17 protein-coding genes are annotated in these 15,676 nt (G+C 64.4%); 5 read left to right on the top strand and 12 right to left on the bottom strand.

Annotated features, from left to right (window positions below):
* Positions 1-70: 70 nt before the first annotated feature.
* The 5 genes from AB6N07_RS02495 to AB6N07_RS02475 all read right to left on the bottom strand — a co-directional run bounded on the left by AB6N07_RS02495 (position 71) and on the right by AB6N07_RS02475 (position 4,310).
* The gene (locus AB6N07_RS02495; RefSeq protein WP_370676249.1) at positions 71-1,444 is read right to left on the bottom strand and encodes a glutamine synthetase family protein; all 1,374 of its coding nucleotides are present in this window, start codon (positions 1,442-1,444) and stop codon (positions 71-73) included.
* A gap of 142 nt (positions 1,445-1,586) precedes the next feature.
* Positions 1,587-1,940 carry a helix-turn-helix domain-containing protein gene (locus tag AB6N07_RS02490; protein WP_370676247.1) on the bottom strand — a complete coding sequence of 118 codons (354 nt, stop codon included), beginning with the start codon at positions 1,938-1,940 and terminating at the stop codon, positions 1,587-1,589.
* A gap of 2 nt (positions 1,941-1,942) precedes the next feature.
* Positions 1,943-2,503 carry a Smr/MutS family protein gene (locus tag AB6N07_RS02485; RefSeq protein ID WP_370676246.1) on the bottom strand — a complete coding sequence of 187 codons (561 nt, stop codon included), beginning with the start codon at positions 2,501-2,503 and terminating at the stop codon, positions 1,943-1,945.
* A 3-nt stretch (positions 2,504-2,506) separates the two neighbouring features.
* Positions 2,507-3,622 (bottom strand): murein transglycosylase A, encoded by a 1,116-nt coding sequence (locus AB6N07_RS02480; RefSeq protein ID WP_370676245.1) that lies wholly within the window; start codon positions 3,620-3,622, stop codon positions 2,507-2,509.
* On the bottom strand, positions 3,609-4,310 hold the full coding sequence (locus tag AB6N07_RS02475) for a Tim44/TimA family putative adaptor protein (protein WP_370676244.1): 702 nt from the start codon (positions 4,308-4,310) through the stop codon (positions 3,609-3,611). Before AB6N07_RS02475 ends, AB6N07_RS02480 begins: the two co-directional genes overlap by 14 nt.
* A 244-nt stretch (positions 4,311-4,554) precedes the next feature.
* On the opposite strand from AB6N07_RS02475, the gene AB6N07_RS02470 reads away from it, so the two are divergent.
* Entirely contained in the window at positions 4,555-5,061 is a 507-nt protein-coding gene (locus tag AB6N07_RS02470; RefSeq protein ID WP_370676243.1) for an FxsA family protein, read from the top strand.
* A gap of 132 nt (positions 5,062-5,193) precedes the next feature.
* Positions 5,194-5,682, top strand: a complete 489-nt coding sequence (secB, locus tag AB6N07_RS02465; protein ID WP_370676242.1) for a protein-export chaperone SecB — start codon at positions 5,194-5,196, stop codon at positions 5,680-5,682.
* 91 nt (positions 5,683-5,773) lie between these two features.
* On the opposite strand, the gene AB6N07_RS02460 is transcribed toward secB, so the two are convergent.
* The gene (locus AB6N07_RS02460) at positions 5,774-6,544 is read right to left on the bottom strand and encodes a carbon-nitrogen hydrolase family protein (protein WP_370676241.1); all 771 of its coding nucleotides are present in this window, start codon (positions 6,542-6,544) and stop codon (positions 5,774-5,776) included.
* A gap of 197 nt (positions 6,545-6,741) precedes the next feature.
* Between AB6N07_RS02460 and AB6N07_RS02455 the strand changes: the two genes are divergently transcribed.
* Positions 6,742-8,070 carry an NAD(P)/FAD-dependent oxidoreductase gene (locus AB6N07_RS02455; protein ID WP_370676240.1) on the top strand — a complete coding sequence of 443 codons (1,329 nt, stop codon included), beginning with the start codon at positions 6,742-6,744 and terminating at the stop codon, positions 8,068-8,070.
* 98 nt (positions 8,071-8,168) lie between these two features.
* Here AB6N07_RS02455 and hemW read toward each other — a convergent pair whose 3' ends face one another.
* The 3 genes from hemW to rph are packed head-to-tail and all read right to left on the bottom strand — an operon-like array spanning position 8,169 to position 10,775.
* Positions 8,169-9,371, bottom strand: coding sequence for a radical SAM family heme chaperone HemW (hemW, locus tag AB6N07_RS02450; protein WP_370676239.1), 1,203 nt, complete (start codon positions 9,369-9,371; stop codon positions 8,169-8,171).
* 4 nt (positions 9,372-9,375) lie between these two features.
* Complete coding sequence (locus AB6N07_RS02445; protein ID WP_370676238.1) at positions 9,376-10,041, bottom strand: non-canonical purine NTP pyrophosphatase; 666 nt, start codon at positions 10,039-10,041, stop codon at positions 9,376-9,378.
* An 11-nt stretch (positions 10,042-10,052) separates the two neighbouring features.
* Positions 10,053-10,775, bottom strand: coding sequence for a ribonuclease PH (rph, locus tag AB6N07_RS02440; protein WP_370676237.1), 723 nt, complete (start codon positions 10,773-10,775; stop codon positions 10,053-10,055).
* Between the two features lie 262 nt (positions 10,776-11,037).
* Between rph and AB6N07_RS02435 the strand changes: the two genes are divergently transcribed.
* Positions 11,038-12,063: a class I SAM-dependent methyltransferase gene (locus AB6N07_RS02435; protein WP_370676236.1), complete on the top strand. Its 1,026-nt coding sequence runs from the start codon at positions 11,038-11,040 to the stop codon at positions 12,061-12,063.
* A 3-nt stretch (positions 12,064-12,066) separates the two neighbouring features.
* On the top strand, positions 12,067-12,894 hold the full coding sequence (locus tag AB6N07_RS02430) for a TrmH family RNA methyltransferase (RefSeq protein WP_370676235.1): 828 nt from the start codon (positions 12,067-12,069) through the stop codon (positions 12,892-12,894).
* On the opposite strand, the gene AB6N07_RS02425 is transcribed toward AB6N07_RS02430, so the two are convergent.
* The 3 genes from AB6N07_RS02425 to AB6N07_RS02415 form a co-directional block, all read right to left on the bottom strand.
* The gene (locus AB6N07_RS02425; protein ID WP_370676234.1) at positions 12,891-13,409 is read right to left on the bottom strand and encodes a GNAT family N-acetyltransferase; all 519 of its coding nucleotides are present in this window, start codon (positions 13,407-13,409) and stop codon (positions 12,891-12,893) included. The two genes, AB6N07_RS02430 and AB6N07_RS02425, sit on opposite strands and share 4 nt — an antisense overlap.
* 1 nt (position 13,410) lies before the next feature.
* A complete protein-coding gene (locus AB6N07_RS02420; RefSeq protein ID WP_370676233.1) occupies positions 13,411-13,977 on the bottom strand; it encodes a helix-turn-helix domain-containing protein in 567 nt (188 codons plus the stop codon).
* Positions 13,978-14,065: 88 nt separating this feature from the next.
* Entirely contained in the window at positions 14,066-15,421 is a 1,356-nt protein-coding gene (locus AB6N07_RS02415) for an MFS transporter (protein ID WP_370676232.1), read from the bottom strand.
* Positions 15,422-15,676 lie beyond the last annotated feature (255 nt).

Raw genomic sequence — 15,676 nt, 5'->3', positions numbered from 1 at the left:
CGAAAGCGGTCCTCGAATTCAGCTCACGAATTTCTCGCGCCATCGCGGTGGCCGAGAAATTCGTGACGCCTCAGGCCAGCCTCAGATACCAATGAATGTCGCGGTCGCTCACTTCGGCAAAGAAGCGGTCGCACTCCGCCTCCTTGATGGTGAGGTAAATGTCGGTAAAGCGTGCGCCGAGCCGCCGCTTCAGGAAATCCGAAGCGCGCGCCTTCCTGAGGGCGTCCGGCCAGAATCGCGGCAGCGATGGCGCCACTTGGGCATATCCATTGCCGACGATCGGTTCGGAAGGCTCTCGCTTGTTCTCGATGCCCTCGATCATACCGGCGATGACCGTGGCCAACGCGAGGTAGGGGTTGGCGTCCGCCCCGGCGACGCGCTGCTCGAGATGGCGCGTTTGTGGTGGACCGCCGGTGACGCGGATCGGCACCGAGCGATTGTCGATCGACCAGGCTGGGCCGAGTGGCGCGTAGGAATTGGGCTTGAAACGCCTGAAGCTGTTGGCGTTGGGGGCAAAAATCGCCATGCTCTCGGCCATGGTGGCTTCGAGGCCGGCGATCGCATGCCGGAGAAGCGTGTTGCCTTCGGGCTCACTCCCCGCGAAGAGGTTATTGCCCGCTTCATCGCAGAGACTGACGTGGAAGTGGGCGCCGGAGCCGGCAAACTCGGCGTAGGGCTTGGCCATGAAGGTGGCGGCGAAGCCATAACGTTCGGCGACACCCTTGACGAGCCGCTTCCAAACAATGGCGTCGTCGGCGGCGCGAAGCGCGTCGTCGCGATGTTCCAGTACGATTTCGAATTGGCCGGGCGAATATTCCGAGATCAACGTGCGGGCCGGCAAGCCGGCGGCTTCGGCGGCGGCATAGACCGCCTCCAGGAAATCGGAAAAGTCAGAAAGGTCCTGGACGAGATAGGCTTGGAGGTCCGTTTGGCGGAAGCCGTTGGGCGCCGCCGGTGGTGTCAGCCTCCCCTCGGCGGCGGCCCGGCCGTCCAAGAGGTAGAATTCCAGTTCGACGGCGGCGACTGGCCGGAAGCCGAGGGCTAGAGCCTCATCAACCACGCGAGCGAGCGCGTGGCGCGGATCGCTGGCCGAGCCGGTTCCGTCGCTCTCGAAAGACGTGATGAGGAACTGGGCGGTCGGCGTTTGCCGCCAGGACGAGCGTACGAGGGTGCCTGCGACTGGCCGACACATGCGGTCGGCGTCGCCTATCTCCCAGAGAAGGCCGGTTTCCTCGACGTCGGCCCCCTTGATGTCGAGCGACAGTACCGAGCAAGGCAGTGGCCGCCCCGTGCGGTAGGCGCCGAGCAGTTCGGAGCGGCGCAGCAGCTTTCCTCGCTGCACGCCCGAGCAATCGGTCAGGAAGCATTCGAACTGGCTGACATCCGGATTGGCGGCGAGGAAGGCCTCGGCCTCCGCGACATCGGCGATCTTGACGGCGGACATGGTGATGGTCCCGGCATGTCGGCGCCCGGCACGAACCGTAGGCGACAGAATGGAAAATCCCTTTTGTCATGGCATTTCCCGCCAGCCGTTGTCCAGCGCGGCGGCGCCTCAGATCCGGCTGGCGATATGATCCTGCGTCGGTTCAGCGCTTGCCGATGAGATCGATCAGCCGGTCAAGTGCCCCCTCGTCGAGGCTGCCGATGCGTTCTGCGAGGCGGTTGGCAAGTTCGGTCGCCTTTGGTGACAGGCCCTCGGTGTCGATGACGATGCGCGGGTGCGACAGGTCGGCTAGCCGTTCCAGCTCCTCAGCCTCATCCCAGATGATGTTGAGGTGACCGATGATCCGCTGCAGAAGGTCCCAGGTCGGTCGGCCGCGCCGGCCGTGTTCGAGCGCCGACAGATAGGCCGGCGATACGCCGATCGCCGCCGCCATCGACTTCAAGGTCATGCCGCGCGCCTCGCGGATTTCGCGCAAGCGGGCGCCAAACGGGGTCATGGCTATTTCCTCTTGCGAATACGCACGTATAGGGCGCCATCGCCGCCGTGGACCGGGCCGGCATCCTCGTAGCCGAGCACGACGCGTCGAAATTCCGGCAGGCTCAGCCAGAGTGGCACGACGCGCCTCAGCACGCCACGCTCATGATCGTGCAGGCTCTGGAAATCGCCTCCTGGGCGACCTTTACCGGTGATCACCAACACCACTTTCCAACCCACGGCTTGCGCATGGGAGAGAAAACCCGAAAGACGAGCATGCGCTTCGTCCTGACGGTAGCCGTGCAGATCCAGCCGCCCATCGATGGCCGTCCGGCCGCGATTGACAGCCTGGCGCTCCCGCTTGCCTAGGGGATGCAGCTTTGGCAGGGCCGGCTTGGTGGTGGGAGCAACTGAAGTCGCCGGTGGCAGGTGAACCAGAGGCCGCTGCGGCTCGGGCTCGGCGGCGGCAATCGCCGCCGGTGGCGCAACGATCTTTTCCGGGCGGAGCGGCGTCACGGTCTTCCTCACCGCCCGCCAGAGTTCTTCCTCCTCTGGGGCGAGTGGCCGGCTTTTGCGGCGGGACATCGGTCAGTCCTCCCGCGGCACGAGCAGGGTGAAACGGGCCGGGTCGCGGACCCGCGCCGCCAGCGCGAAGGCCTCGTCACCCGAACCGAAGAAGATATCGCCACGCGCCGGTCCAATGATTGCGGAGCCGGTGTCCTGGGCCACCATCAGGTGGCGAAACGGCCCGGCCGCAAGGTCGGCCTCGACGAACACCGGCGCGTGGAAGGTGATGAGCGAGCGATCGACGGCCAAGGACCGGCTCGGCGTCAGCGGCACGCCAGCAGCGGCTATCGGGCCAAGTGCAGGATCGGCGACAGGTGCTTGGCGAAAGAAAATGTAAGAGCGGTTGCGAGCAAGCGCCGCCCGCCGTTCCTGCGGCGCGAGACCATCGAGCCAGGCGCGCAGCACATCCGCGGTGGCTTCGGCGGGGCTGGCCACGACTCCGCGTTCGAGCATCAGGCGCGCTACGGAAAAATAGGGGTGCCCGCTTTTGGCCGCGAAGGTGACGCGCATGAGCTGGCCGTCCGGCAGTCGGAGCCTCGCCGCACCCTGCACGTGGATGAAAAAAGCTTCGACGGCGCTTTTCACGAAAGCGATCGGTCGCGCACGCCCATCGAGCGCACCGGCCATGATCGCTCCCCGCTCAGGGCAGGCGGCGAGGCGGCCATGTTCGTCTTCCATGGCCCAGGTCAGCGTCGGATCGAGATTGCGTCGGTCGTCATCGCTCCCGATTTCGCGCAGGCCTTCGGGAGGCGCAAGCAGGGGGACCGGGAAAGCAAGCGAGGCGCGAAGCCGCGCTTCCACCTCTGGCTCGAAGAAACCGGTGACGAAACCTTCTCCGGAGACGGGCGCGATGCGGAACGGTTTGAAATGCGCTTCGAAGAAGGCACGGGCGGCAACGGAATCCACCCGCTCGCCGAGCGCGATGGCCAACTGCCCCTTTTGGGCCAGCGCCGTACCATCCGGCCCAAGGGTCTTGGCGGTCGGAACTTTGTCGATAAGTCGGGCTGCCGAACGCCGGAAGGCTGCGAAGGCGGCAGCATGGTCGTCTTCGGCCCATCCGGGGAGGTCAGTGAAGGCGACCGCCAAGAGGTTGGCGGCAGGAAGCGCGTCGGCCAAGATGCTGTCAGCCCCCGGCATCCGTGGCGACCAGCTTCCAATTTGGATCCGATGACCTGATCTCGCGGGCGAACGTCCAGACGTCGGTCACCTCGGCCACTTTCTGCGGGTCGCCCTCGACGACCGAACCGTCGCGGCCGCGGGTCACCGAGATGAGTTGCGAGGAAAAGCGCACCGTCACCTGCGCTACTCCTTCCTCGATCCCCGCGTCGGCAACGTCCGCCTTGTCGATGCCGACAAAGGTGAAGTCTATTTTTTCGCCGCGTCCCTCGCGTTCGGTGATCACGCCGGAAAATCCGTCGAACACTTCGCGCGACAGCAGCGGCTTAAGCGCCGCCCGATCACCGGCGGCAAAAGCCGAAACGATCATCTCGTAGGCGGCACTGGCGCCGGCCATGAACCCATCAAGATCGAAGTTTCGGTCAGCCGAAGCGATCGCCCTGAGACCAGTGTTAGTGGCTCCGGCGGGGATTGCCTCATCGATGCGGGCGAATATCGCTTCGCGCGGATCGGGACGACCTTCGCGCGGCAGCGTCACCACATTATCGCCTGCCGGCGGTGGCTCGATGTCCGCCTTGCGGCCGGCGAACGGATCGAAAGGTGGCTTCTCGTTACCGGTGCGCGTACCCAGCACGCTCCTGAGGCGCCAGAAAATGACAACGGCAATCACGAGGAAGATGAGGCTGGTGAGATCGAGGAAGGCGTTCATCCGAGCATCGTTTCCCTCAGTTGGCGCCGGGAGGGCGCAGCATCGCGTTTCTGTCGTCTGCCTATGTAGGCGACGGCAGCGGCGAGGGAAAGACGGACATGCGGTGAATCTTGAGCGATTTCGAAGACAAGGCCGTCGCTTGCCTCCCGCTATCGCTCCGACCATATGGTACGGCAGTGACCCTTGCGCCCCGCTGACCGGGCGGCGCATCATGTCAAAACACGCCAAATGAACCGGAACCGCCATGCGTCTTTCGCCTTACCTGCCGCTTCTTCTCATCGCCTGGCCGATCGCCGAGATCGCCACGCTCGTTTGGGTGGGCGGTCACCTCGGCGTCATCAATACCGTCGGGTTGGTGCTACTCGCCGCATTCGGTGGCTTGGCGCTGTTCCGCTATGTCGGCTTCGGCCTGCTACGCCGGGTGCAAGTGGAGCTTTCCGGGGGACGGATGCCGACAGGTGCGCTGCTCGAGGGCTTTGTGGTGCTCGTCGCTGGCGTCTTGCTGATTCTGCCGGGCTTCTTGTCCGATGTTCTAGCCTTCCTGTTGCTATTCTCCCCGATACGGCGGTTGATCATCGCGTCGATCGCAGCACGCCTTACGGTGTCGACTATGTCTTCGAGCCGCCAGTCACCGGATGACGGTGTCGTCGACCTTGATGAGGATCAGTGGGAAAGGCGCGGCGGTGGCAGTTCGCCATGGTCGGATCGCCCTTCATTCCCTCCATCCGACCGTGACGGCGATCGGCCTTGATCTCATTCGTCAAGCCTGATAGCGCTCGGACCTGCGGAAAAATCGAGAAACGGCCTTCTGCTGCCGGTTCCACCAAAACACAGGGTCACCCTTGCGGGCGTGGTCGCCCCGGCTGGCCGGAGGAGTTCGAGAATGAGTTCGGTTCAGCCCGAAAACGGCGCAGCTGAAGCCCAGCCGTCGATGAGCGTCGTTGCCCAGTATGTCAAGGATCTGTCCTTCGAGAACCCGAAGGCGCCCGATAGCTTGCGGGCTCGCGAAGCGGCGCCGCAGATTTCCATCGGCGTCAACGTCAACTCTCGCCAGCGCAGCCAGAGCGAATACGAGATCGATCTTCATCTCGAAGCCAAGGCGGCGATCGGTGAGGAAGTGTTCTTCAATGTCGAGCTGACCTACGGCGGTCTCGTCACCGTGCAGAACGTGCCGGCCCAGCATCTGCACCCCTTCGTCAACATCGAGGGCCCGCGCCTTCTCTTCCCCTTCGCGCGCCAGATCATCGCCGATGCCGTCATTCGCGGTGGCTTCCCGCCGCTGCTGATCGATCCGATCGATTTCGTCGCACTCTACCAGCAGTATCTCTCCCGCCTGCAGCAGATGCAGCAGCAGCAGGGAGCTGCCAACTGAGGCACACGCCTCGAACCGACACGAACGGCGCGCCTCCGGAAGGGGGCGCGCCGTTTGTCTTTTCGCAGGATTGCTGCGCTATGGCCGCGGTTCAGGTCCTGAGATCGGCAAGATAGGTGTTCTCGGCACGGGAGCGGGCGTAGGCTTCCGGTTCTATCCGGGCAAAAAGCAGAGCCTCGTCCCGGGCGCTCGGCGCGGCAAGGATGGTGCCGTCGGGGGCTGCGATACGGGAAAGGCCCGCATAGGCAAAGTCACCATCACGGCCACAGTTGTCGACATAGGCGACGAAGATCTGGTTTTCAAAGGCGCGCACGGCGATCATGTGGGCGGCGATGAAATCGGCCGACCCGCTCATCGGCAAGGCCGTCGGCACCAGTATCGCGTCGACGCCGGCGCGGGCGAGACGGCGAACGTTCTCGGGGAATTCCACGTCATAGCAAATCAATAGACCCAGGCTCAGCCCATCCTGGCGAACGATGATCGTCGAGGGCGCCGCCGCGCGAAACCAGTGCCTCTCATAAGGGCCATAGAGATGGCTCTTGCGGTAGACCGCCCGGTTATCGCCTGAAACCCACAGCGCGCTGTTGTAGAGCGCGTCACCGTCGCGCTCGGCAAAGCCGGCGACGATGCCTAGGGAATGTCGGCGGGCGATCGCAGCGACGTTGGCAGCAAGCGGGCCGTCGGCCGGCTCCGCCAGAAGCGGCAGATCGGGGCCGGCGCCATAACCGACGAGGCCGAGCTCCGGCGTTACCAGGAGGCGGGCGCCGCTGGCCGCCGCTTCGGCTGCTGCCCGCTCCAACAGATCGAGATTGGCGGCGACGTCTGACGGGCGGGATTGCATCTGCAAGGCGGCAAGCAGCATCGGCGGCTCCACGGGAAGAGGCGAGATCGAAAGGCATACAGGCCAGGAAAGCACCACTCAGGCGGTTGGCGCTAGTGCTACAAATGCCCGTTTTATAGGCTTGCTTGGGAGCCTGCCGGACTGGATCGGCCGAGGTTTTGGCTTAAAAAGGGAGCAACGCTGCCGGTGATACCGGTATCTTTTGAGGAGCTTGAGTGATGGGTCCGCAGGTCGATCCCGTTTCGTCCGATATGGTCGTGCCGAAGGAAGCCGATGTCGTCATTGTCGGCGGTGGCATCATTGGCACCAGTTCGGCGCTTTATCTGGCCGAGCGGGGCCTCAAGGTGGTGCTGCTCGAAAAGGGCCATGTCGGCGGCGAGCAGTCGAGCCGCAACTGGGGCTGGGTTCGCCAAGCCGATCGTGATCCGCGCGAATTCGACCTTATCAGGGAAGCGCTGCGGCTCTGGCGGGAAATGGGCGCCCACGGCGTTGGCGAGACCGGCTTCCGCGAGACCGGCATTTTCTTTGCCGCCCGCAAGGCACGTGATGTCGATGGCTACCGCGCCTGGGTCAAAGCGGCCGCCGATCGTGGCATTGGCGCCGAGGTGATCGAGGGTGAAGCCGTTCGAGCCATCATGAAGGACGACCTCTCGCCGCCGCCGGCCGGCCTGTGGTGCCCGAGCGACGGCTGCGCCGAGCCCCAGAAAGCCGCGCCGGCGATCGCCCTCGCCGCTCGTGCCAAGGGTGCCGTTATCCTGACCGATTGTGCGGTACGTGGCCTTGAAACAGCCTGCGGTGAGATCGTGTCGGTGGTCACCGAGCGCGGCAGCATCAAGACGAAGCGCGTCGTGCTCGCCGCCGGTGCTTGGTCGCGCCGTTTCCTGAAGGATCTTGGCGTCACGCTGCCACAGCTCAAGATGCGGTCGACGGTATCGCGTACCGGTCCGGTGATGGGTGGTCCCGACGCCGGCATCTGGGATGATGTCATTGGCATTCGCAAGCGCGCCGACGGTGGCCTGACGATTGCGAACGGCGTTGCCAACGTCGCCGATCTTACGCCCGACCATGTCCGCTTCACTTTGGATTTCCTGCCGGCGCTCATGGCTGACTGGAAACATGTGTCGCTGTCTTTCGGCTCGCGTTTTTTCCGCGAGATCGATGACTGGCCGACAAGGCCGCTCGACAAGATGTCGCCCTACGAGAAGACCCGCGTTCTCGATCCGAAACCCGATCTTCGTTTCCTGCGGCGGACCATGACCGAGCTGAAGCGCCGCTTTCCGTCCTTCCAGGATGTCCGTATCGTCCAGGCCTGGGCCGGTTTCATCGACGTGACGCCTGACGTGGTGCCGGTGATTTCCGAAGTGGACGGACTTTCCGGTCTCGTTGTCGCCACGGGCTTTTCAGGTCATGGTTTCGGCATTGGGCCGGGCGCGGGCTGGCTGGTCGGCGACCTCGTCACGGGAACGACGCCCTTCGTCGACCCGACGCATTTCCGCCTGTCACGTTTTTCCGACGGCTCGAAGCCGCAACCGGCGTCGCGGCTTTAGAGCAGTTTCAGCGAAAGTGGGAACCGAAATTGCGCCTGAACAGTGAGATAGTGCATTTCTGGTGAACCTGTTTTCACCAGAAATGCTTCTAACAAGCCTCAGGCGGCGAGATCGGCCACGACGGCGTCCAGCACGAAGGCGCCGGCCGGTGTGGTGCGGATGCGGCCGTCGGGCAGCACCTCCACCATGCCGTGGGTGACAAGGTCAGAAATCCGTTCTGGATCGAAGCCGCGGCCAGCAAGCCGTCGGTAGCGGGCAACGTCGATGCCCTCGACGAGACGGAGGCCCATCAGCAGCATTTCGTCGCCGGCCGTCTCACCGAAGATTTCCTCGGTTTCGATCACGCCATTGCCCGTCTCTGCGACACGCTTCATCCAGGCTTCCGGATTGCGCTCGGCAATCGTGGCAAGGCGACCACGGTCGTCGCCATTGACGATGCGGCCGTGGGCGCCGGGGCCGAGGCCGAGATATTCGCCATAACGCCAGTAGAGAAGGTTGTGTCGGCTCTCGCCGCCCGGCGTGGCGTGATTGGAGATCTCGTAGGCTGGCAGACCGGCCGCGCCCGCGATCGTTTGAGTCAGCTCGTAGAGGTCGGCGGCGGCGTCGGCGTCCGGCACCACCAACTTGCCGGCGGCATAGAGCTTCTCGAAGGCGGTGTCCGGCTCGATGGTGAGCTGGTAGAGCGAAAGATGGTCAGCGGCAAAGCCTATGGCGCGCCGAAGTTCGGCCTCCCAGGCTTCGAGGGTCTGGTCGGGACGGGCATAGATGAGATCGAAGGAAAGGCGCGGGAAGATCTCACGCGCCAACTCAAGCGCGCGGAGCGCCTCGTCGACATTATGCAACCGGCCGAGGAATTTGAGGTCGGCATCGTTCAGCGCTTGCACGCCGAGCGACAGGCGGTTGACGCCGGCGGCCCGATAGCCGCGGAAACGCTCGGCTTCCACTGATGAAGGATTGGCCTCCAAAGTGATCTCGGCATCGGCCGACACTTGCCAATGATGACCGACCAGATCGAGGAGACGGCCAACACTCTCTGGCTTCATCAGCGATGGCGTGCCGCCACCGAGGAAGACAGAGGTCACCGTGCGGCCGGGAGTCAGGCGCGCATGGGCGGCGATCTCTCGCTCCATGGCATCGAGATAGCCGGCCTCGTCGATGCCTTTCGGCCGGACGTGACTGTTGAAGTCGCAATAGGGACACTTGCGAGCGCAGAACGGCCAATGGATGTAGACGCCGAAACCGATGTCCGGCGTGCCCTCAGCCGTGGCTTCCACCTCCGAAAGAAGATCCCGCTCGCTCATCGGTTCACCCACGCGGTCCGAAGCCGACGGGGAAAGCGCCCTCGACAAGCAGCTTCAACGACCGCGACCGGTGCGACAGCGGACCTGGCGCTTCCCAGATCGAGCCATGCTTTTCCGCCTCGGTCATCTCGCCAAAGGTCTTGCTCTCGCCCTCCGGCATGAAGACGGGGTCGTAGCCGTGGCCGAAATCGGCCGAACGCGGCGGCCAGACCAGCGTGCCGTCACGCGTGCCGAGATATTCCTGCGTATGTCCATCCGGCCAGGCAAGGCAGAGGAGCGACAAGAAGGTTGCCCGCCGCTTATCCGGTGTCGCCGCGCCGGCCTTGTAGAGTTCTTCCTCCACGAGGCGCATGGCCATCGACCAATCGCGGTTCGGCCCCGCCCAGTCGGCGGTATGAACGCCCGGGCGGCCGTCAAGGGCTTCGACGCAAAGGCCCGAATCGTCGGCAAGCGCCACCTCACCGGCGGCGCGAGCGGCTGCCAGAGCCTTGATGCGGGCGTTGTCGACGAAGGTTTCGCCGTCCTCGACCGGCACTGGCAGGCCGAGGTCGCCGGCTGAGACGAGCTCGATGGAAAGACCGCCCAACAGGAAATAAAACTCCCGGAGCTTGCCGTTGTTGTGCGTTGCGACAATCAGGCGCTTGCCGTCGATGCGGCGCTGTTCGGTCATGTCCAACCCTTTCAGGATGCGATGGCCGCTTTCTGCAGCTCGATCAGCTTGGCGATGCCGCCCTTGGCGAGCGTGAGCAGCTGTTGCAGCTCGGCTTCGGAGAAGGGCGCGCCCTCGGCGGTGCCCTGGATTTCGACGAGACCGCCGGAGCCGGTGATCACGAAGTTGGCGTCGGTTTCGGCCGAGGAATCCTCGATATAGTCGAGGTCGAGCACCGGCAAGCCGTCGGAAATGCCACAGGAGACGGCGGCGACATGGTCGCGCAATACCTTGGCCTGAGCAGGAACCAGGTTACGCCGGCGCATCCACTCGATGGCGTCATAGAGCGCTACGAAGGCGCCGGTGATCGAAGCGGTGCGGGTGCCGCCATCAGCCTGGATGACGTCGCAATCGATGACGATCTGGCGCTCGCCGAGGGCGATCAGGTCGACGACGGCACGCAACGAACGGCCGATCAACCGCTGGATTTCCTGCGTGCGGCCCGATTGCTTGCCGGCAGCCGCCTCGCGCTTCATGCGCTCGCCTGTGGCGCGCGGCAGCATGCCGTATTCGGCGGTCACCCAACCCTTGCCACCACCCCTCAGCCACGGCGGCACCTTTTCGTCGACCGAGGCGGTGACGAGCACATGGGTATCACCGAACTTCACGAGGCAGGAACCTTCGGCATGGCGTGACACGCCGCGCTCAAGGCTGACGGTACGCAACTCGTCGGGGGCACGGCGGGACGGGCGCATGGTTTCTCCAACATATCGGGTGCGGAGCAATAGGCTTCGCAAGGTCGCGCCCTTGTAGCCCTGTCGGGGAAGTCCCGTAAAGGGCGCGATCGACAAACAGGCGGGAAAGCGGCGCTTCATTCCGGCTGGAGGCCGTGTATAAGGGGCCGAACACCGTTTTCTACCTGGACGATCCACCTTGCCCAAGCCGCCCTCCCCTGTCACACCCGCTTCTCGCCCCGGTGGCCGCCCTTTCTCCCGCAAGCCGGAGAGATCCGCGGATATGGCGAAAGAAACGGTGCGCCCAGAGATACGCAGCCACGAACCTCGCGGCCCGGCCCGCCCGTCTGCCGCCGCCGCCCTCAAACGGCCGATGCCGGCCGTGCTTGGGCCGCGCTTGGCAACCGAAGAGGTCGGATCGCTGCTCATCACCGAGGGGTGGGACGACTATCGCCTTCTCGACATGGGCGAGGGTGAAAAGCTCGAGCGCTATGGCGCGCTGACTGTCATACGACCGGAGCCTCAGGCCATGGGACCGCGACGTCTCGCGCCATCGGTCTGGGCGGCGGCCGGGGCCGCCTTTACGGGCGATATCGAGGAAGATGGCCCAGGCCGTTGGCGGACCGAGCCCGGCATTGGCACGGCCTGGGAAATGCGGGTCATGGATCTCCCGGTCGTCTGCCAACTGACAGCCTTCCGCCACGTCGGCATCTTTGCCGAACAAATTGCGCACTGGACGTGGATGGCTGAGCGCCTCAAAGCGCATCGCGGGCCTGAGAAGCCGAAGCTCCTTAATCTTTTCGGTTACACGGGTATCGCCTCGTTGATTGCCGCCGAGGCTGGCGCTGAGGTAACCCATGTCGATGCTTCCAAGAAGTCGGTGGCCTGGGGGCGGGAAAACCAAGCGCTTGCCGGCCTTGATGCCGCGCCGATCCGCTGGATCGTCGACGATGCCGTCAAGTTCGCCGAACGCGAGGTGCGGCGGGGCAAGCGCTACGACGGTATCCTGCTGGATCCGCCGCGCTTCGGTCGTGGCCCGGACGGCGAGGTCTGGTCGCTCGAAGCCGACCTGCCCTATCTTCTCGATCTGACGCGCCAGATCCTGGCGCCGGGGCCGGCCTTCGCGGTGCTGACGGCCTATGCCATCCGCGCTTCCTTCTTGTCCATCCACGAGATCACAGCCGACCTCCTCGGCCATAGGCCTGGCGTCCTGTCATCCGGCGAGCTCGTCGTTCGCGAGACCGGCGATCCGACGCGACCGGGCCGGCTGCTCGCCACCTCGATGTTTTCACGTTTTCTCGGAGCCTGAGCCATGGCCGACAGGGAAGGGGCGCCCGGCGCCGTCCGGCAGATCACTTCGCTCACCAATCCGCTCGTCAAGGACATCCGGGCGCTCGCCATGAAAAAGGTGCGCGAGGAAACGGGGCGCTTCCTCGGCGAGGGACTGAAGCTGGTCACCGACGCGCTGGAGGAAAATTGGCCGATCGCCGCCATTGCCTACGCGCCGGCCGTGCGCGATCAGCCGCACGTCGCCAAGGCCGCCGCCGCGGTACGAGCACGGGGCGGCGATGTGCTGGAAATGGGCGAAGCGGTGCTCGCCAAGATCACACATCGCGACAATCCGCAGATGGTGGTGGGCGTCTTTGGCCAGCGGCTGAAACCACTCGCCGACGTCAAGGTGGGTGAGGGCGAGGTTTGGGTGGCCTTGGAACAAGTGCGCGACCCCGGCAATCTCGGCACCATCATTCGTACGGTGGATTCGGTTGGCGCCAAGGGCGTCGTCCTGATCGGCGACACCTGTGATCCCTTCTCCTTCGAGACGGTACGCGCCACCATGGGATCCCTATTCCACGTGCCTCTGGTGAAGGCCCATCGCGACGCCTTTATCTCCTGGGCGAGAACGACGGGCGTCCGTCTCGTCGGCACCCATCTCAAGGCGACCCACGACTATCGCCAAGTCGAGAGCCACGCACCGACGATGCTGGTGATGGGCAACGAGCAGGCCGGCATGACCGAGGAAATGACGGCGGCCTGCGACGTCCGCGTCAAGATCCCGATGGCCGGTCAGGCTGACAGCCTCAATCTGGCGGTGGCGACCGGCGTCATGCTCTATGAGTTGAGGCGCGGCCAGCTGAGCTAAGCCAGTTCCTTGTAATAGTAGAGCGTGCCGGTGTAGCCGCCGTGTGGCTTCAGCGCGTAATTTGGGACCTCACCGGCAAGGCGGAAGCCGCGGCGCTCGTAAAGCGGACCGGCACCGCCATCGCTTGCCGTGTCGAGTACGATCAACGTTCGTCCCTTGGCGCGGGCAACCTGTTCGGCTGCGCCGATCAGCGCGGTGGCAATGCCACGGCCACGGTGGCTCGGGCGCGTCATCATCTTGGCGAACTCTGCCCGATGCGGCTGATTGGGAGGGCAGTCGAGGAGCAGCGTCAGTGTACCCACAAGTGCGTCACCGTCGAAGGCGCCGAGCACAACGCGCCGGCCCTCGTCGGCAGTGGCTAGTGAGCCCCGCCAAAAAATGCGGGCGTCTTCCACGGAAAGCGGGTGCATGAAGCTGACCGAGCCGCCGCCGGCCACGATGTCGACGATCAGCGCGGCAAGCGCATCGACGGTGGGCGAGTTAAGGCCGAGCGGATGGATGGTGATGTCCGGCATGTCAGCTCCTCGTAAGCGCCACCACGTAGCGGGCCGGCGCCTCACTCTCGTTTGAAATGGTAACGTCGGCTGGCGGTCCGAAGCCGAGGCAGTCACCGGCTGCCAGCACATGTCGACCGTCGGAGTCGATGACCACGAGTTCACCCTCGGTCAGCCAGACCACTTGCCGGATGAAGGCGTAGGAGGCAGCCGGCAGCAGGGCACTTTTCCCGGGCGGCATGGTGACCTCGACGATCTCAAGCGGATGGTCGGGACGGAGGAAGACCTGCCGCCTGAGATAACCGGTGTCCGGATCGCGCCAGACGGCTTGGTCGGCGACGGGGACCAGCCGGTCGGCGCCGGCTTCGGCCCGCACCAGCAGGCTTGCCAGCGTCAGGTCGAAGGCGGCCGCGAGGCGGACCAATATGCCCGCCGTCGGCGAGGCGTCGCCACGCTCGATCTTGGAGATGGTTGCCTTGCCGACGCCGGAACGTACCGCAAGGTCAGCTAGCGACCAGCCGCGCCCCTCGCGTTCGAGGCGGATGCGAGCAGCAAGCCGTGCACTGGTTTCGTCTTCAAAAGTGCTCATTCGTCTCTTATAAGAGACGTAAAACATGAATAGCAACAAAAAAGCGGCCGCCTAAGGCGACCGCTTCTCACATTGTTTAAGATGCCGTTCAGGCGTCGATGTCGACGTCGCTGGTCTCTTTTCCAAGAGCAAGCGCCGTGAAGGTAAGTCCGGCCATGACCGTCAGGTAGACGCCGACCCAGAATGGGCTGCCGGCGCCATAGGTCCAGAGCGCCACGGCGATGAACGGTGCCACGGCGGCGCCGAGGATCGACGAGACGTTGTAGGAGATACCCGATCCAGTGTAGCGGACGTTGGCTGGGAACAGCTCGGGCAGCAGGGCTCCCATCGGGCCGAAGGTCATGCCCATCAGCGTGAATCCGATGATCAGGAAAGCCATCACGCCGAAGCCGCCGAACGACAGGATCGGCACCCAGAGAAGGCCGAACAGCATGATGGCCGCGGTAACCCACAGCAGCGTCCGCCGGCGGCCCCAGCGATCGGCCCAGGGGCCGGACGCCATGGTGAAAATGCCGAAGAACACCACACCGACGATCATCATCATCACGAAGGTACGGTAGTCGTAGCCGAGGCCCGGCACCGGGGCCGTGGTGGCGGCGCGACCATAGCTCAGCGAGAACGTGGTCATCAGGTAGAACAGCACGTAGGTCGCCAGCATGTAGAACGTGCCGAGGATCAGCGCCCGCCAGTGGTGGCGTACGGCGTCGGCCATCGGTAGCTTGCGCACCTTGCCGGCCTTGACCGTATTCTCGAAGGCGGCGCTTTCAACCAGGCTGAAGCGCACCCAAAGGCCAACGATGACCATGACCGACGAGAACAGGAAGGGGATGCGCCAGCCCCAATCGAGGAAGGCCAGCGACGGTCGCGTCGGATCGTCGGACGGCAGCGCTGCCGAGATGATCAGGAACAAGCCATTGGCGATGATGAAACCGATTGGCGCCCCGAGCTGCGGGAACGTGCCGTAGAAGGCGCGCTTTCCCTTTGGCGCATTCTCGGTGGCCACCAGCGCCGCGCCACTCCACTCGCCGCCAATGGCAAAGCCCTGCGTGAGGCGCATCAGGACCAGCAGAAGAGGCGCAAACCAGCCGACGGAAGCATAGGTCGGCAAGCAGCCGATCAGGAAGGTCGCAATGCCCATGGTCAAAAGGGCGGCCACCAGCGTTACCTTGCGACCGCGCTTGTCGCCAAGGTGCCCGAAGAACACCGCCCCGAGCGGCCGGGCAACCATGGCGGCGCCGAAGATGGCGAAGGAGGAGAGCAGCGCCGTCGTGTCGTTGCCGGCGGGAAAGAACAGGTGCGGAAACACCAGCACCGCGGCCGTGGCATAGACGTAAAAATCGTAGAATTCGACTGTGGTGCCGACGAGACTGGCGAGAATGACGCGCGCGCGCGAATTGCCGGCGCGGACGGCGCCGGGCGGGCCGGCAAGAGTGGTACTGGACATGGCTTTCCGTTCGTCAGAGGCATCCATCCGAAAGGTTGCGACCCTTCGGCGAAAGCGGATGCGAAACAAGGGCGCGGAGCAAAAGCCCTTTCGGGCAGGTTGGTTTGTGCTCCGGTTCTTTGCAGCGTCCGGCATGGCCGATAGGCCAAAGGGACGCCATCGAAAGCGTTGCTATTAGACGAACGTCGTAGTCATGTTAAGCGACAGCGAACGTTTTCCGAAATTTTGTTGCGCATGGCTGCCATGTTCGGACCG

The sequence above is a fragment of the Pleomorphomonas sp. PLEO genome (assembly GCF_041320595.1).
Lineage (GTDB): Bacteria > Pseudomonadota > Alphaproteobacteria > Rhizobiales > Pleomorphomonadaceae > Pleomorphomonas.
Note: the sequence above shows the minus strand (reverse complement) of the source record. Positions and strands in the feature narration are given on the sequence as shown.

Bases quoted from the DNA above. Each gene is read 5' to 3' on its own strand.
- AB6N07_RS02430 (WP_370676235.1), top strand. From the start codon at position 12,067: ATGGCCGACAGGGAAGGGGCGCCCGGCGCCGTCCGGCAGATCACTTCG.
- AB6N07_RS02475 (WP_370676244.1), bottom strand. From the start codon at position 4,310: ATGAACGCCTTCCTCGATCTCACCAGCCTCATCTTCCTCGTGATTGCC.
- AB6N07_RS02415 (WP_370676232.1), bottom strand. From the start codon at position 15,421: ATGTCCAGTACCACTCTTGCCGGCCCGCCCGGCGCCGTCCGCGCCGGC.
- AB6N07_RS02420 (WP_370676233.1), bottom strand. From the start codon at position 13,977: ATGAGCACTTTTGAAGACGAAACCAGTGCACGGCTTGCTGCTCGCATC.
- AB6N07_RS02485 (WP_370676246.1), bottom strand. From the start codon at position 2,503: ATGTCCCGCCGCAAAAGCCGGCCACTCGCCCCAGAGGAGGAAGAACTC.
- secB (WP_370676242.1), top strand. From the start codon at position 5,194: ATGAGTTCGGTTCAGCCCGAAAACGGCGCAGCTGAAGCCCAGCCGTCG.
- AB6N07_RS02480 (WP_370676245.1), bottom strand. From the start codon at position 3,622: ATGCCGGGGGCTGACAGCATCTTGGCCGACGCGCTTCCTGCCGCCAAC.
- AB6N07_RS02490 (WP_370676247.1), bottom strand. From the start codon at position 1,940: ATGACCCCGTTTGGCGCCCGCTTGCGCGAAATCCGCGAGGCGCGCGGC.
- AB6N07_RS02455 (WP_370676240.1), top strand. From the start codon at position 6,742: ATGGGTCCGCAGGTCGATCCCGTTTCGTCCGATATGGTCGTGCCGAAG.
- AB6N07_RS02425 (WP_370676234.1), bottom strand. From the start codon at position 13,409: ATGCCGGACATCACCATCCATCCGCTCGGCCTTAACTCGCCCACCGTC.
- AB6N07_RS02460 (WP_370676241.1), bottom strand. From the start codon at position 6,544: ATGCTGCTTGCCGCCTTGCAGATGCAATCCCGCCCGTCAGACGTCGCC.
- AB6N07_RS02470 (WP_370676243.1), top strand. From the start codon at position 4,555: ATGCGTCTTTCGCCTTACCTGCCGCTTCTTCTCATCGCCTGGCCGATC.
- AB6N07_RS02445 (WP_370676238.1), bottom strand. From the start codon at position 10,041: ATGACCGAACAGCGCCGCATCGACGGCAAGCGCCTGATTGTCGCAACG.
- AB6N07_RS02495 (WP_370676249.1), bottom strand. From the start codon at position 1,444: ATGTCCGCCGTCAAGATCGCCGATGTCGCGGAGGCCGAGGCCTTCCTC.
- rph (WP_370676237.1), bottom strand. From the start codon at position 10,775: ATGCGCCCGTCCCGCCGTGCCCCCGACGAGTTGCGTACCGTCAGCCTT.
- AB6N07_RS02435 (WP_370676236.1), top strand. From the start codon at position 11,038: ATGGCGAAAGAAACGGTGCGCCCAGAGATACGCAGCCACGAACCTCGC.
- hemW (WP_370676239.1), bottom strand. From the start codon at position 9,371: ATGAGCGAGCGGGATCTTCTTTCGGAGGTGGAAGCCACGGCTGAGGGC.